14 protein-coding genes and 1 riboswitch are annotated in these 15,874 nt (G+C 63.5%); of the genes, 3 read left to right on the top strand and 11 right to left on the bottom strand.

Going from position 1 to position 15,874, the window contains the following annotated elements:
• Nucleotides 1–4 precede the first annotated feature (4 nt).
• From KU43P_RS02475 to KU43P_RS02445, 7 genes are all read right to left on the bottom strand, one after another.
• Entirely contained in the window at nt 5–523 is a 519-nt protein-coding gene (locus tag KU43P_RS02475; RefSeq protein ID WP_317660916.1) for a TIGR02281 family clan AA aspartic protease, read from the bottom strand.
• A complete protein-coding gene (locus tag KU43P_RS02470; protein ID WP_317660915.1) occupies nt 520–1,506 on the bottom strand; it encodes an esterase-like activity of phytase family protein in 987 nt (328 codons plus the stop codon). The genes KU43P_RS02475 and KU43P_RS02470 overlap by 4 nt, the downstream gene beginning before the upstream one ends.
• Nucleotides 1,503–3,407: a DNA topoisomerase IV subunit B gene (gene parE / locus KU43P_RS02465; protein ID WP_317660914.1), complete on the bottom strand. Its 1,905-nt coding sequence runs from the start codon at nt 3,405–3,407 to the stop codon at nt 1,503–1,505. Before parE ends, KU43P_RS02470 begins: the two co-directional genes overlap by 4 nt.
• Before the next feature lie 35 nt (nt 3,408–3,442).
• On the bottom strand, nt 3,443–4,051 hold the full coding sequence (locus KU43P_RS02460; RefSeq protein WP_317660913.1) for a YqiA/YcfP family alpha/beta fold hydrolase: 609 nt from the start codon (nt 4,049–4,051) through the stop codon (nt 3,443–3,445).
• Nucleotides 4,052–4,264: 213 nt separating this feature from the next.
• Nucleotides 4,265–5,068 (bottom strand): 3',5'-cyclic-AMP phosphodiesterase, encoded by an 804-nt coding sequence (cpdA, locus tag KU43P_RS02455; protein ID WP_317660912.1) that lies wholly within the window; start codon nt 5,066–5,068, stop codon nt 4,265–4,267.
• Between the two features lie 85 nt (nt 5,069–5,153).
• On the bottom strand, nt 5,154–5,606 hold the full coding sequence (locus KU43P_RS02450) for a DUF1249 domain-containing protein (protein ID WP_027920723.1): 453 nt from the start codon (nt 5,604–5,606) through the stop codon (nt 5,154–5,156).
• On the bottom strand, nt 5,597–6,214 hold the full coding sequence (locus KU43P_RS02445; protein ID WP_317660910.1) for an NUDIX domain-containing protein: 618 nt from the start codon (nt 6,212–6,214) through the stop codon (nt 5,597–5,599). The genes KU43P_RS02450 and KU43P_RS02445 overlap by 10 nt, the downstream gene beginning before the upstream one ends.
• Before the next feature lie 185 nt (nt 6,215–6,399).
• On the opposite strand from KU43P_RS02445, the gene KU43P_RS02440 reads away from it, so the two are divergent.
• Nucleotides 6,400–7,146, top strand: coding sequence for an RsiV family protein (locus KU43P_RS02440; RefSeq protein ID WP_317660909.1), 747 nt, complete (start codon nt 6,400–6,402; stop codon nt 7,144–7,146).
• On the opposite strand, the gene cytX is transcribed toward KU43P_RS02440, so the two are convergent.
• Together cytX and thiC are read right to left on the bottom strand one after the other, a co-directional pair.
• Nucleotides 7,115–8,398, bottom strand: a complete 1,284-nt coding sequence (gene cytX, locus KU43P_RS02435) for a putative hydroxymethylpyrimidine transporter CytX (RefSeq protein WP_317660908.1) — start codon at nt 8,396–8,398, stop codon at nt 7,115–7,117. The two genes, KU43P_RS02440 and cytX, sit on opposite strands and share 32 nt — an antisense overlap.
• Nucleotides 8,399–8,523: 125 nt before the next feature.
• Complete coding sequence (gene thiC, locus KU43P_RS02430) at nt 8,524–10,410, bottom strand: phosphomethylpyrimidine synthase ThiC (protein WP_317660906.1); 1,887 nt, start codon at nt 10,408–10,410, stop codon at nt 8,524–8,526.
• Nucleotides 10,411–10,565: 155 nt separating this feature from the next.
• Nucleotides 10,566–10,672, bottom strand: a riboswitch (TPP riboswitch).
• Between the two features lie 162 nt (nt 10,673–10,834).
• Here thiC and KU43P_RS02425 point away from each other — a divergent pair.
• Nucleotides 10,835–12,271, top strand: coding sequence for a TolC family outer membrane protein (locus tag KU43P_RS02425; protein WP_317660905.1), 1,437 nt, complete (start codon nt 10,835–10,837; stop codon nt 12,269–12,271).
• A gap of 127 nt (nt 12,272–12,398) precedes the next feature.
• Nucleotides 12,399–13,625: a hypothetical protein gene (locus KU43P_RS02420; protein ID WP_317660904.1), complete on the top strand. Its 1,227-nt coding sequence runs from the start codon at nt 12,399–12,401 to the stop codon at nt 13,623–13,625.
• Here KU43P_RS02420 and waaA read toward each other — a convergent pair.
• Together waaA and KU43P_RS02410 are read right to left on the bottom strand one after the other, a co-directional pair.
• Nucleotides 13,615–14,889, bottom strand: coding sequence for a lipid IV(A) 3-deoxy-D-manno-octulosonic acid transferase (waaA, locus tag KU43P_RS02415; protein WP_317660903.1), 1,275 nt, complete (start codon nt 14,887–14,889; stop codon nt 13,615–13,617). The two genes, KU43P_RS02420 and waaA, sit on opposite strands and share 11 nt — an antisense overlap.
• 11 nt (nt 14,890–14,900) lie before the next feature.
• The gene (locus KU43P_RS02410; RefSeq protein ID WP_317660902.1) at nt 14,901–15,791 is read right to left on the bottom strand and encodes a LysR family transcriptional regulator; all 891 of its coding nucleotides are present in this window, start codon (nt 15,789–15,791) and stop codon (nt 14,901–14,903) included.
• Nucleotides 15,792–15,874: the final 83 nt, after the last annotated feature.

Below are 15,874 nucleotides of genomic sequence, written 5' to 3'. Positions count from 1 at the left end.
CTCGTCATTTCAGGTTCTGGCGCAGCAGCATGGTGCCGCCGCGCTGGGTAAATTCAAGTTGTTTCAGCGCGCTCATGCCGAGCAGCACCGTTTGCCCATCCAGCCCCGGCACCACCAGAGCACGCACGTTCTGCAGGCGGATGTCACCGAGCTGCACGCTGTCCAGGCGGGTGCGATAGCCCTCGGTGCGGCCGTTGGCGGTACTGAGCATGACCGGGGCGCCACGCTGCAGGTCCAGGTCGCGAGCAAGCGCCTCGGGAATCGCCACGTCGGTGGCGCCGGTGTCGAGCATGAAGTGCACCACCCGGCCATTGATCGCACCATCGGCCACGAAATGACCTTGGCCGTTACCCAGCAGTCGCACTTCGATCAAGCCTTCGCCATGCTCGGACTGCACCTGGGCGTTGGGGTTGGCCTGGCGCTCCTCCCACTGCCCGAAGAAACGCGTGGCGAGGAACATCGCCGCCGCCCAGGCGACGATCATCAGTACCCTGCCGGCACGCTTGCCCGGGGCCTGGCTCATGGCTTGGCGCTCCAGCCACCCTGAGGGGCATCGAAGCGCCAGACGACTGGCCGGCTTTCGCCATCGGCACGGTCGCCATTGTTGTTGTCGATACCGATCCACGCGCCCTTGGCATCGATCACCAGCGCTTCGGCCAGGCCGAAAGGCTGGTCGTAGAGTCGCTCCGGCACCAAGGTATCGGCAGCGAACGACCAGCAGCGCTCGACCTTGCCACTGTCGGCATCCCGCCGGCAAATGCGATAGGCATTGCGCTCAAGGGTGAACAGCTTGCCCTCGAACCAGGCCAGGTCGGCGAAGTCCCGCGCCAGCGCACGGGCGTTGGGCATCTGCGGCGGCTGCATTTCCACCCCGGCCTCGCTCAGCAGTACGCAGGTAGCTCCGCAGGTCCACACCGACTGCTGGCGCTCGATCGCCACCAGGCCACGACGCTCACGCTCGGCTGCCAGCCAAAGGCGGTCGCCGGCCGGGTTGATCGCCAGGCCTTCGAACAACGCGTTGAAGTGAAGCAGCATGCCACTGGCTCGGGCCTGGCGAATCATCGCCGGGTCGATCTTCAGCCAGTCGGGCTCGCCTTCGAGCGGCAATTGCAGCACCGCCGCGTGGGCTTCACTGACCAGGTAGAGGTTATCGGCCTGATCGCAGGCAATGCCTTCATAATCCAGTTCACCACCGCGAATGTACGACGCGGCCCAGTTGCGCGTTTTCAGGCCCCAGGGCAAGCCGCTCTCCGGTACCGGCGGCGGAGTGAACGTCAGAGGCTGGGCCCGCCACACCGCGTTCTGCTGATCGAAACGGTAGATGCGGTCGTCGTCGCGATCGGAAACACCCCACAGCGCACCACGGCAAACGGCCAACCCGGAAAGGTTGCCGCCGCGCATGCCGTCGATGGGGTGCTCGGCTACCAGCTTCAGCTCCGGCCAGTTGCCTGCCAGGCTCGGCAGGGCAACAAGGCTCAACAGCACTGCGACCAGCAGACGAATCAAACCAAGACCTCGGCCAGGTTGCCTTTGGTCTCCAGCCAGCTCTTGCGGTCGCCGGCGCGCTTCTTGGCCAGCAGCATGTCCATGATCTCGGTGGTGCCCTGCAGGTCGTCCAGGGTCAGCTGGACCAGGCGCCGGGTGTTCGGATCCATGGTGGTTTCGCGCAGCTGCGGTGGGTTCATCTCGCCCAGCCCCTTGAATCGGGTGACCTGTGGCTTGCCGCGCTTTTTCTCGGCCACCAGCCGGTCGAGGATGCCATCACGCTCGGCTTCGTCGAGGGCGTAGTAGATTTCCTTGCCCAGGTCGATCCGGTACAGCGGCGGCATGGCGACATACACGTGACCGGCCTCCACCAGCGGGCGGAAATGCTGGACGAAGAGCGCGCACAGCAGGGTGGCGATGTGCAGGCCATCGGAGTCGGCGTCGGCGAGGATGCAGATCTTGCCGTAGCGCAACTGCGACAGGTCGGCGGCGCCGGGGTCGACACCGATGGCCACGGCGATGTTGTGCACCTCCTGGCTGGCCAGCACTTCGCCGCCGTCTACTTCCCAGGTGTTGAGGATCTTGCCGCGCAGCGGCAGGATCGCCTGGAATTCCTTGTCACGCGCCTGTTTGGCCGAACCACCGGCGGAGTCACCCTCGACCAGGAACAGCTCGGCACGCATGGGGTCCTGTCCGGCGCAGTCGGCCAGCTTGCCTGGCAGTGCCGGGCCCTGGGTAATGCGCTTGCGCTCGACCTTCTTGCTCGCCTTCAGGCGACGGCCGGCGTTGCTGATGGCCAATTCCGCCAACTGCATGCCCACTTCAGGGTGCGCATTGAGCCACAGGCTGAAGGCGTCCTTGACCACGCCCGAAACGAAGGCCGCAGCTTCGCGGGACGACAGGCGTTCCTTGGTCTGCCCGGAGAACTGCGGCTCCTGCATCTTCATCGAGAGGACGAAGGTAATGCGCTCCCAGACGTCTTCCGGCGCCAGCTTCACACCACGCGGCAGCAGGTTGCGGAACTCGCAGAACTCGCGCATGGCGTCCAGCAGGCCCTGGCGCAGGCCGTTGACGTGCGTTCCCCCCTGGGCCGTGGGGATCAGGTTGACGTAGCTTTCCTGAACACTGTCGCCACCCTCAGGCAGCCACAGCAAGGCCCAGTCCACGGCCTCCTTGTTACCGGCCAGGCTGCCGCAGAACGGCTCGTCAGGCAGGCGCAGGAACTCGCTGACCGAATCGACCAGGTAGGAGCGCAGGCCATCTTCGTAGTGCCACTCGACCTTCTCGCCGCTGGCCTTGTCCTCGAAACTCACCAGCAGGCCCGGACACAGGACGGCCTTGGCCTTGAGCACGTGCTTGAGGCGGCTGATGGAGAATTTCGGCGAATCGAAATACTTGGGGTCCGGGCTGAAGTACACGCTGGTACCGGTGTTGCGCTTGCCGACCGTGCCGACCACTTCCAGCTCGCTGGCCTTGAAGCCATCGGCGAAGGTCATCTGGTATTCGTTGCCGTCGCGCTTGACGCGCACGCGCACCTGGGTCGACAGGGCGTTGACCACCGAGATACCTACACCGTGCAGGCCGCCGGAGAATTGGTAGTTCTTGTTTGAGAACTTGCCACCGGCGTGCAGCTTGGTGAGGATCAGCTCGACCCCCGATACGCCCTCTTCGGGGTGGATATCCACAGGCATGCCGCGGCCATCGTCGCTGACTTCCAGCGAATGGTCGGCATGCAGGATGACCTGGACCGAACGGGCGTGGCCGGCCAGGGCTTCGTCGACGCTGTTGTCGATGACTTCCTGGGCGAGGTGGTTCGGCCGGCTGGTATCGGTGTACATGCCCGGCCGCTTGCGGACCGGGTCAAGGCCCGAGAGGACTTCGATGGCGTCTGCGTTATAGGCGCTAGCGCTGGGATTGGCCATGGGTTCTCGTCGTCAGTCTGGTGAATGCGAAAAAATCAAAATACAGAAAAATCGAGTGCCGCGTACTGCTGCCGGGCAATCCCGGCGAACGCCAGCAAGGCTGGCAACTGCGCGGCAAAACCTTGGTAGCTGTGGTCGCCACCGGCCTGAATACGCAGGGCACAGGCTCGGTAATAACGTTCGGCGTCGCGATAGTCCAGGGTTTCATCGGCGGTCTGCAACCACACTTGATAGCGGCTGGGGTCTTCGGGGGCCGGCACTTCCAGTTCGGCCAACGCCTCGACATGGTCGTGGGTCAGTTGCCAGGTTTCACCGGTGTAGTGATTGCGCTGGCTGCCCAGGTAGCCGTCGAAGCGCTTGTGCGGGTTGACCGCCGGGTTGACCAGCAGCGCCTTCAAGCCATGGCGCTCGGCCAGGTGGGTGGCATAGTAGCCGCCGAGCGAACTGCCGACCAGCAGGGGCGCGCCCAGCTCGGCGATGGCGGCCTCGAGTTGCGCGATAGCCTGGCGCGGGTGGTGGTGCAAGGCGGGGAGGCGCAATTGGTCCGCCAGCCCAAGCTGCTGCATTACTGCTTCGAGCTGGCGCGCCTTGGTGGACAACGGTGAGCTGTTGAAGCCATGGATATAGAGGATGGAACCCGACATGCTGCCCCCGGAATCTTCGGCTTCGCGCCCGAGGGTGCGGGCGCAGGGATGCGCAGTGTAGCGTGTTCGCCGGGTTTTGGCGCCGCGCCTGGTTTTTCGCAACAATTTCGCCGGCCCCATCGCCAGCAAGCCGGCCCCCACAGAGCATGGGCAGCGACTCCCCATCGTGGGAGCCGGCTTGCCGGCGATGGGCTGCACAGCAGCCCCATTAACTCAATACCCAGGGCTGTCGAAGTCGAGCCTGACCTCGAAGTCCCTGGCCCGCTCCACCCCAGTTTCCAGCCGCCCATCGGCATGCAGTCGCAGCCAGCGATACCCTGGCTGTTCCTCGCTGACCTTGAAGTCTTCGCTGCGGGCGGCGAACTGGATGCAGGTAGACGGCGTGGCCAGCAGGCGCACGCCATCACGCACTTCATCCCATGGCTGATGAATATGCCCCCACAGCAAGGCTTTCACCTGTGGATAGCCCGCCAACCGTAGCATCAGTTCATCGGCATTGCGCAAGCCGATCGGGGCAATCCAGGCACAGCCGATGTCCACCGGCTGGTGGTGGCAACACACCAGGCAATGCCGCTCGCCCGACGATGCCAAGGCCTCGTCCAGCACTGCCAACTGGTCCTGCTCAAGCAGTCCATGGGTAGCCCCCAACACCGCGGTGTTGAGCATCACCACGCGCCAGGCGCCCACATCGGTCACCGCCTGCACCAGTCGCGGTGCCACTTCGGCCATCACCCGCGCTTCATCATGGTTGCCTGGCAGCCAGCGTGCAGTCGCTCCCAGCCCAGCAGTCAATTCATGGAAAGCCTCATAAGAAGCGACACTGGCGTCCTGGGACAGATCACCCGTGCACAGCAGCAGGTCGATCTGCGGCTGCTCGCGCCGCACCTGTTCGATCACGTGACGCAGGCTGTCGCGGGTGTTCAGGCCCAGCAACGTGCCCGCCGGATCGGCGAACAGATGGGCGTCTGTGAGTTGCACCACATGCACGGGTGCCGGGGAAAGGTCTGGGTGCGGCAACGGCCGTCTCCTCGAACGGATTCAGCGGGAATTATGGCGCTGCGGCCGTGCCGAGCAAACAGTAGAAGCCGACCGGCGTCACATTTCAGCGCACACTTGCCAGTTCATGGCCGCAAGCCAGGCAGTGGCTTAGCCATTCACCCAGGAACAGGTTGAGCTGGGCTTTCTCGTCCGGCTGGTGCATCGCTTCGTTGGGGTATGGGTAGATGCTGCGAAGGCGCCGGGTATGTTCGGCGCTGACCACTTCGGCCATGCGTGCATCGTGGTATACCTGCACCTCCAGGTGCGGCACAGGCAGCCAAGGCAGGCTGTGCTCCTGGCGAACCCGCAAGGTGGTGGTGTACGGGCAGGCCAGCAACACATCGAGCACCAGCACGCCGAGCATCTGGTCGCCCTGGGTCATGCCGATGCGCCGCGAGCTCTGGGTGGTACGCATGTCGGGCAGCAGGCGCATGAGCCGGGCATAGTTGGCCTCACAGGCTGCTTGCAGCCCGGCCAGGTCGACCCGATAACGCTCACGCAACAGGTTCACTTCCACATACCTCGTACTTCTTCGCGGTTCAGGGCCAACCACTGCAACCCGATGATGGTCGCCGCGTTGCAGATGCGCCCGTCACGCACGGCTTGCAGTGCATCTTCAAAGGACCACACACGTACCCGGATGTCCTCGCCCTCTTCCTCCAGGCCATGCAAGCCTCCGGCGCCTTCGCTGACGCAGCGCCCGAGGAACAGGTGCACATATTCATCGCTGCCGCCCGGCGAGGGGAAGTAGCGGGTCATCGGCCACAGGGCGCTGAAGGCAAGGCCGGCTTCTTCCTCGGCTTCGCGGTGAGCCACTTCTTCCGGTTGCTCGTCCTTGTCGATCAGCCCGGCAACCATCTCGATCAACCAAGGGTTGCCGATCTTGTCCAGGGCACCGACGCGAAACTGCTCGATCAGCACCACCTCATCGCGCTGGGGATCATAGGGCAACACACATACGGCGTCGTGCCGCACGAACAGCTCACGGCTGATCTCACGCCCCATGCCGCCGGCGAACAGCTCGTGGCGCAGGCGCAGCTTGTCGAGCTTGTAGAAGCCCTGGAAGCAATTGGCCCGTTCGATGATCTCGAAGCCCTTAGGCACTGAATTCAACGCGTCTGACATGGAAATCCTCATTACCTCGAATACCGCATCGCGCCATCCTACTCTGCACGCCTGCCGGTTTCATCCCTTTCCGGCAACCGTTCGCCCAGTCGGGACAGCGGGCCTTCTCTCTGTTAGCTTAGTGGCGAACTGAAGGCCGCGCAGACGGTCAAAGGCCGACTTTTCACTGTTCTGCAAGGATCATCATGACACTTGTCAAACTGACTTCCGTGGCGGTGCTGGCCTTGGCCCTGGGGGCCTGCCAGAGCCTGTTCACGCCCAACTACCGTGCACCGCTCGAGGTCAAGCGCGACGCGTGGGAGCACGTCAAACCCGGTTGCAGCGCCAGTGACTGCCCATTGGTGAACATCGACACCATTCACTTCCCGGACCTGCCGAAACTCGACGCCATCGTCGAGAAGCGCCTGCTGCAGCTCACCGAAGACAACCAGCACGGCACCGCGCCAAGCACCTTGCAGGCCTACGAGCAGCAGTACCTGGCCAGCGCCGACAAGCGCAACAGCAGCTACCTGCAGGCCAAGGTACGTGAACAGCATGACGGGCTGGTGATCATCGAGCTGTCCAGCTACCTCGACAGCGGCGGCGCCCACGGCATGCCCGGGCGCGGTTTCATCAACTACTCGCGCAAGCAGGACAAGGTGCTGACCCTGCAGGACATGCTGGTGCCGGGCCAGGAAGACACCTTCTGGAAGACCGTTGAGGAATCGCACCGCGCCTGGCTGATCAGCGTCGGCATGGACAAGGACGCCCAGTTCGTGAAGACCTGGCCGTTCCAGAAGTCCCCGCACATCGCGCTGACCTACGGCGCGGTAGTGGTCAAGTATGAGGTCTACACCATCGCGCCCTACTCCATGGGCCACGTGGAACTCAAGATCCCCTACCCGCGCCTGAATGGCGTGCTCAAGCCTGAACTGTTTCCCGGCCGCGGCTGAGGCTCAGTAGCGCATGCAGCCCACCTGCCAGCATCAATGCTGGCAGCGTGGCGCCCAGCGTCGGCGCCTGCGCGGCGATCAGGTGATAGACCGCGACCCCCACCACCCAGGCCAGCAGGGCCTGCCAGTGCAGCCCGTCGACCTGTGCCGGCGCACGGCGTCGGCGGATCAGGTAGTGGTCCACCAGCACCACGCCGAACAGCGGCGCGAATACCGAGCCGATCAACAGCAGGAAGTTTTCGTACTGGGCCAGTGGCGCCAGCAGCGCGATCAGCGTGCAGAGCACGCCGATGGCCAAGGCCAGGTGCTCGACTTTCACCGGCACCAGCAAGCCGCTGGAAACGGCAGCCGAGTGAATATCGGCAAAGGCCTTTTCCGACTCGTCCAGCAGAATCAATAGCAACGGGATACCCATGCCCGCGCCCGCCAGGGCCAGTAGCAGGGCATTGACCTCACCGCTCGGGGCGAATGCCAAGGTGTAGGCCACGCCCAGGCTCATCAGCCAGGTGTTGCCAATGAAATAGCCCAACACGGTGCCGCCGAACACGCGCTTGGCGCTGCTGGCGAAACGCGAATAGTCGGCGATCAGCGGCAGCCACGACAGCGGCATGGCGATGACGATGTCAAAGCCAACAGCCAGCGACATCGAACCGTCCCCGCCGCGGCTCCACAACTCGGCCAGGTCGGCCTTGGCGAACAGGTTCCAGGTCAGCCACAGGCAAGCGCCCATCAGCACCCAGATCCCCCATTTGCGCAAGATCTTGCGCACGAAGGCCAGCGGCCCGCTGACCGCGAGCAAAGTGGCCAGGCCGCCGAAGCACAGGGTCCAGAGCATCGGGCTGTTCCACAGGCTGTCTTCGCCGAAGGTGCGCGCGCCCAGCAGGCTGGCGGCGTCACGCATGACGATGATCTCGAATGCGCCCCAGCCCACCAACTGCAGGAGGTTGAGCAGCGCCGGCAAGCGCGCGCCGTGACGGCCCAGGCTCAGGCGCAGAGTGGCCATGGCCGACAGGCCGGTGTCACTGCCGATCACGCCCGCGGCGCCCAGCAGCAGCACGCCCACGCCGGTGCCCAGAGCGATGGCCAGCACCGCGCCAGCAAGGCCCAGGCCGGGGGCGAGCATGGCCCCCACCTGCAGGACCATCAGGCCGATGCCGAGGGAGAACCACAGCGAGAACAGGTCGCGGGCGCCAAAGGGGCGCTGGTTGGAAGGGACCGGGTGGTCGGGAGAGAAGTGGCTGGGGGTGGTCATGCTGATTCGTGCTCGCCAGAAAAAGTATTGGGGCCAATCGCCGGCAAGCCGGCTCCCACAGGAAGGCGTGGGAGCCGGCTTGCCGGCGATGCGGTGCGCGCAGGCGCACCGCCCGGTTATTGTTGTTACACCTTGTGATAAAGCTGGCTGCCTTCCTGGCGGAACCGCTCGGCCTGCTCGCGCATGCCGTCCTCGACTGCCACATCCACCGCTTCGATGCGCTGGTTGGCGGCGTATTCACGCACTTCCTGGGTGATCTTCATCGAGCAGAACTTCGGCCCACACATCGAGCAGAAGTGCGCGACCTTGGCCGATTCCTTTGGCAGCGTCTCGTCGTGGAAGGCGCGTGCGGTATCCGGGTCCAGGCCCAGGTTGAACTGGTCTTCCCAACGGAATTCGAAACGCGCCTTGGACAGTGCGTTGTCACGAATCTGCGCGCCCGGGTGGCCCTTGGCAAGGTCGGCGGCGTGGGCGGCGATCTTGTAGGTGATGATGCCGGTCTTGACGTCGTCCTTGTTCGGCAGGCCCAGGTGCTCTTTCGGGGTGACATAGCAAAGCATGGCGCAGCCGAACCAGCCAATCATCGCCGCACCGATACCCGAAGTGATGTGGTCGTAGCCCGGTGCGATGTCGGTGGTCAGCGGGCCGAGGGTATAGAACGGCGCCTCGTCGCAGCACTCCAGCTGCTTGTCCATGTTCTCCTTGATCAACTGCATCGGCACGTGGCCCGGGCCTTCGATCATGCACTGCACGTCGTGCTTCCAGGCAATCTTGGTCAGCTCGCCGAGGGTTTCCAGCTCACCGAACTGGGCCGCGTCGTTGGCGTCGGCGATCGAGCCTGGGCGCAGGCCATCGCCCAGCGAGAAGCTGACGTCGTAGGCCTTCATGATTTCGCAGATCTCGTCGAAATGCGTGTACAGGAAGTTCTCCTGGTGATGCGCCAGGCACCACTTGGCCATGATCGAACCGCCACGGCTGACGATGCCGGTGACCCGCTTGGCGGTCAGCGGCACGTAGCGCAGCAGCACGCCGGCGTGGATGGTGAAGTAGTCCACGCCCTGCTCCGCCTGTTCGATCAGGGTGTCGCGGAACAGCTCCCAGGTCAGGTCTTCGGCAACGCCGCCGACTTTTTCCAGGGCCTGGTAGATCGGCACAGTGCCGATCGGTACCGGCGAGTTGCGGATGATCCACTCTCGGGTTTCGTGAATGTGCTTGCCGGTGGACAGGTCCATGACCGTGTCCGAGCCCCAGCGGATACCCCAGGTCAGCTTGGCCACTTCTTCCTCGATCGAGGAACCCAGCGCGCTGTTACCGATGTTGCCGTTGATCTTCACCAGGAAATTGCGGCCGATGATCATCGGTTCCAGTTCCGGGTGGTTGATATTGGCCGGGATGATTGCGCGGCCGCGGGCGATCTCTTCGCGCACGAATTCGGCAGTGATCTCTTTCGGAATGCTCGCACCGAAGCTGTGGCCGGCGTGCTGCTGGCTGAGCAGGCCGGCGGCGCGCGCCTCCTGCAGCTTCATGTTCTCGCGGATGGCGACGTACTCCATCTCGGCGGTGATGATGCCCTGGCGGGCGTAGTGCATCTGCGTGACGTTTGCACCAGCCTTGGCACGGCGAGGGTTGCGCACATGGGCGAAGCGCAGCTTGGCCAGCTCGGCATCGCTCAGACGCTGCTGGCCGAAATTGGAGCTCAGGCCGGCCAGGCGCTCGGTGTCGCCACGCGCGTCGATCCAGGCCGAGCGCACATCGGCCAGGCCTTTGCGCACATCGATGACGACGCTGGGGTCGGTGTACGGGCCGGAGGTGTCATAGACCAGCACCGGCGCGTTGCTTTCGCCGCCGAAGTCGGTGGGGGTATCGTGCAGGCTGATTTCGCGCATGGGCACGCGAATGTCCGGGCGCGAGCCTTCGACATACACCTTGCGCGAACGCGGGAAAGGTTGCACGGACTGCTGGTCGACTTGGGCCGACTCGCTGAGGTTGATCGTTTTTTCTTGTTTGCTCATCACAGGCTCTCCAGACGTCTTCCTTGGGCGGATGTCGGGGTGAACCTGAAAGACGCGAACGCACCCCTTGACGGGTGTGCAGTGCCGGATGGAGGGGTGCCTTGAGCTGCATGCAGCTGTGACATTCCCGGACCTGGCACAAGAGGCTCCCCGGGAAGGCGAGCAATCTTGTTCCCTACGCAGGCGCTAACCTGATCAGGTTCAACGGGATCCGCACCTCTGCGATCTCAGCCTTTGCTTCAAGGCACCCCGACAAGAACATGCGCAGTCTAGACTGGAGTGGTCGGCAAAGCCAAGCGGGTAAATCGTAGTGATGATGAAAGGCACACTCGGCGATTGTTGCCGGCTGCACACGGCACTACACTGGCCCGTCATTCGATACTCAACAGTTCAGAAATTAAAATTTCGTACAAGGATTGCCTTTATGCTGCGCAAACTCTCACTGGCGATTGCCGTGTCTTGTGCGTCCAACGGAGTGGTCTGGGCAGCGGATGTGCCCACAACGGTGAAGACCGATCTGGTCAGCGTCTACCAGGAAGCGGTAGACAACAACGCCGATCTTGCCGCCGCCCGCGCCGATTATGGCGCCCGCCGCGAAGTGGTGCCCCAGGCCCGTGCCGGCCTGCTGCCGAACCTGTCGGCCGGTGCCGAGATGCTCAGCACGCGTACCAAGCTCGACGAACCATCGGCCACCACCAACCGTAGTGGCAACGCCTGGAATGCCACCCTGTCGCAGCCGATTTTTCGCGCCGACCGCTGGTTCCAGTTGCAGGCTGCCGAGGCCGTCAACGAGCAGGCAGCGCTGGAACTGTCGGCCACCGAGCAGAACCTGATCCTGCAGACCGCGCAAAACTACTTCGCCGTGCTGCGCGCCCAGGACAACCTGGCCGCGACCAAGGCCGAGGAAGCGGCGTTCAAGCGCCAGCTCGACCAGTCCAATGAGCGTTTCGACGTCGGCCTTTCCGACAAGACCGACGTGCTGCAATCCCAGGCCAGCTATGACACCGCGCGAGCTAACCGGATCATTGCCGAGCGCCAGGTGCAGGATGCCTTCGAAGCCTTGGTGACCTTGACCAACCGCGAGTACAGCTCGATCCAGGGTGTTGTCCACACCTTGCCAATCCAGGTGCCGACGCCCAACGACGCCAAGGCCTGGGTGGAAACCGCCGGGCGCCAGAACCTCAACCTGCTGGCCACCAACCACGCGGTTGACGCCGCCGAAGAAACCCTGCGCCAGCGCAAGGCCGGGCACGCGCCGACCCTTGATGCGGTGGCCCGCTACGAGAAAGGCGACAACGACAACTTCGGTTTCACCAACCCTTCGCCCTTCCCCGGCCAGCGCTACAGCGGTGACGTGGAGCAGACCAGCATCGGCCTGCAGCTGAACATCCCGATCTACAGCGGCGGGCTGACCAGCTCGCAGGTGCGCGAGGCCTACCAGCGCCTGAGCCAGAGCGAGCAGCAGCGCGAGAGTCTGCGCCGCCAGGTGGTGGAGAACACCCGCAACCTGCACCGGGCGGTGAATACCGACGTGGAACAGGTGCAGGCACGCAAGCAGTCGATCATTTCCAACCAGAGTGCACTGGAAGCCACCGAGATCGGCTACCAGGTCGGTACCCGCAATATCGTCGACGTGCTCGATGCACAGCGCCAGCTGTATACGTCGGTACGCGATTACAACAACAGCCGCTATGACTACATTCTCGACAACCTGAGCCTGAAGCAGGCGGCCGGCACCTTGAGCCCGCAGGACCTGATTGACCTCAAGCGCTACCTGAAGGCGGACTACAACCCGGACAAGGACTTCCTGCCGCCGGACCTGGCGGCGGCTGCAGCGAAGAACTTCGAGCGCAGGCCGTAAGTCGCTGGCCAAGCCCTGGAGGCGCTCTCCAGGGCTTACCTGTCATATCTACTAGTTACCCAGCTTTCCCCTTCCTTCTACATTCGCCGAGAGGTCCAACACTATCGATTGAGAGGATGGAAAGCACATGAGTAGCACGTTGAATCGGCATACCGAAGCATTCATTTATCTAGACAAGACCGGCGAGGTCGGCACCATCAGCCTCGCCCCTGCATCCAAGGGTTCACTTCTACTCACAGGCAACTCGCCATCGGAGGACTCCTCCTTTACCTTGTCGAGCCTGGATAGCGAACAAAACGAAAAACTGCTGGCCGTACACCACTTCGAGCCTGGCGACGAGATCTTCTTCGGACTGTCGGCACAGGCAGGCCCATGCGACACACTGTTTCTCGCCGGCGCTCTGTGGGGGGATGACCTCTACCCAGCATTTGCAAGGCTGAAAGCCAGCGGACCGTTGGACACCTCGTTTGGCAATGCCGGCACCAAGGTTTTCCGTGACCTGGCATCGAAGCAGGAGACCCAAACCAGAGCCGATGCTGCCCAGGTGAAGGTGATGGCAAGCGCCGCTGCCCCTTCTTCCACCACCCACATTGCGCTGCCTGGCGGTGGCTACCTGATCGCATCTGCAGAGACGGGTTACTTGTTGCGGCTAAAAGACAACGGTGAACTCGACACTGATTTTGGTGATGGCGGCAAGCTCAAACCAGTACCCGAAGGCGCCGAAGATTTCGAACTCACCAATGCATCGCTGCGCAGCGATAAAGTGATTCTGGTACTGGGGGATGCCGGCCTGAAGGGTATTCTGGCCACCTACGATATGGATGGTAAGCCGATCAAAGGGTTCGGCGAGACGGGCATGGTCACGATCGAACATAAAGACAGAGTGAATCTCTTGAACCTGTCGCTCTCGCCCGATCAGAACGCGGTGAACATCGTTGGCATGACACGCGTGGAGGGCAAGCGAAGGGCGTTTCTGGCGCGCCTCAATGCGTTTGATGGCAAGGTCGACACGGGTTTCAACAATGGCCTCCCGTTCTACCTTCAGCTGAATGACCACGAGACATCGTTCTGGCAGATAGCTACCCGGATGAATCAAGACCAGGAAGAGCGTATCTACGCTGTTGGAGGAATTCTCGACGTCTCCAACACAGGTTACATCGCAGCCGCTTTCGATAAACATGGCTTGGTGAAGGACGAGTTCCCAACGGGCGTAGCAATAGGCAAAAAGGCCACACTGGCAAACAGCATGTTGGTGACGGAGGCCCCACCCCGCTTGGTAGTCGGCGGAGGGGTCCGGATGGAAGATAGCAATGACTTCCAGGGGTTTGTGGCGCTTCACCCACTCAGCCAGTGATCAAGCGCCCCAGGCCCTCCAGCAAACGTTGCAGCGCACCCTGATTACGCTGCATCACCCCTTGCCCGGCGACTCCCATGCGCCGGGCATCCTGCGGCAGTTCGATCAGCCGTCGCACCGCCTCTGCCAAGCCATCGGCATCATCCACCTGCTGCAGGGCCCCTGCCTCGCGCAGCATTGCGCTGATTTCGAGGAAGTTGAACACGTGCGGCCCCATGATCACCGGCAGCGCCAGCGCAGCCGGTTCAAGCGGGTTGTGGCCGCCGGTGGCGACCAGGCTGCCGCCGACGAATGCGATGTCGGCCAGCGCATAGAGGAACAGCAACTCACCCATCGTATCGCCGAGTAGCACGCGAGTCTGGGCGTCGACCGCCGTACCGGCAGAGCGACGCACCGTGACGAACTGCTCGCTGCACAAGGCATGCACCGCATTGAACCGCTCGGGGTGGCGTGGTACCAGAATGAGCAGCGCGTCGCCGTGTGCCTGCAGCAACGTCTGGTGCGCCTGCAGGATCAGCGCGTCCTCGCCTTCATGGGTACTGGCGGCAATCCACACCGGCCGCAGGCTTGCACCCCACTGATCGCGCAGCGCCTTGGCGCGCGGCAGCAGGTGTTCATCGACCTTCAGGTCGAACTTGATCGAGCCGGTCACCTGCACGCACTCAGGGCGCGCGCCAAGATCACGAAAGCGCTGCGCCTCGGTTTCGGTCTGTACGGCGATCAGGTTCATCTCGGCGAGCATCGGCCGGGTCAGCTTGGCAAGGCGCGCATAGCCACGGGCAGAACGCTCGGACAAACGGGCGTTGGCCAGGGCTACCGGAATACCGCGCCTGGCACACTGGTGAATATGGTTGGGCCACAGCTCGGTTTCCATGATGATGCCCAGGCGCGGCCGTACATGGTCGAGAAAACGCCCGGCCGCCCACGGCAGGTCGTAAGGCAGGTAACAATGCTGAATGCGCGGTTCGTCGGCGAACATGGCGCGAATGCGCTCGGAACCGGTCGGAGTCATGCAGGTGAGCGTGATCGGCAGGTCCGGGTAGGCTTTCAGCAGCGCGCGCACCATGGGCGCGGCGGCGATGCTTTCTCCCACCGACACGGCATGCACCCAGATACCGCCCTGGCGCATGGCCGGCAGGTTGCAGGCAAACCGTTCGCCGATGCGCTGGCCGTAGGCCGGCGCCTTGCGGGCACGCAGGTACAGGCGCAGCGCGACCAGCGGCAGGCCCAGGTGAAACAGCAAGGAGTAGAGAGTTCTGTTCATGGCGGCGAAGTTTACCCGATCGCGCGCAGGTGCACCGCAAAGCGCTCGGCCAGCCATTGCGCAGCCGGGCCCAGGGGTTCGTCACGGCGCCAGGCCAGCTCCACCACCAGGGCCGGAGGCCGCCACTCGCTGTCCAGCTCGACCATCTGCTCCTGGTAGGTCGGGTACTGCACCACATGCCGCGGCAACCAGGCCCAGCCCAAGCCACGCATCAGCAATTCGGCCATGGCGTAGAAGCTGTCGGCACGCCAGATCTGCGGGCTGATCGCTTCGCCTCCGGGGTATCCGCTTTGCTGCGGGGTGATGAGCAATTGGCGATGGCGCGCGAGCTGCTGGCGGGTAACCCGCCCTTCACGGGCCAGCGGGTGGTCGACTGCGCACACCGTGACCATTTCCACGCTGCCCAGGGCGCGCCGCTCCAGCGATGCCGGCATGCTTTCGTGATGGAAGAACAGACCAAGGTCGGCGCGCCTTTCCGCCAGTTTTCGCGCCACATCACCCTGGGCACCGCTGGCCAGCTGCACTTCCAGGAACGGGTAACGGCTGGCCAGTTCGTCGAGGCTGTCGATCACCGGCTGATAGGGCATGGCTTCGTCCTGGGCTACCCGCAGCATGGCCTCCTGGCCACGCATCAGCGCCAGCGCCCGGCCATCAAGGCGCTCGCACTGGCGAAGCAATTCGCGAGCATCTTCCAGCAAAGCGGTGCCGTTTTCGGTCAGCCGGGGCTGCCTGCCGCTGCTGCGCTCGAACAGGGTGACACCCAGGTCGGCTTCCAAGAGCGCTATGGCATTGCTGACTGCCGATTGCGCCTTGCGCTGTTCGCGCGCAACGGCGGAAAACGAACGCAGCTCGGCCACCCGTGCGAACAGCCGCAGTTGTTCCAGATCCCAACGCTCTGCCATCAACCTATCTCCAATGCTGATAGGTAATGACTTTACCGCATCCGAGGCGCGCCTAGAATGCTCGACCAGTTACCGGAGAATCG

The organism is Pseudomonas sp. KU43P (genome assembly GCF_033095865.1).
In the GTDB taxonomy this organism is placed as follows: Bacteria; Pseudomonadota; Gammaproteobacteria; order Pseudomonadales; family Pseudomonadaceae; genus Aquipseudomonas.
The sequence above is the reverse complement of the archived record's forward strand: the minus strand, read 5'-3'. Positions and strand labels throughout refer to the sequence as shown.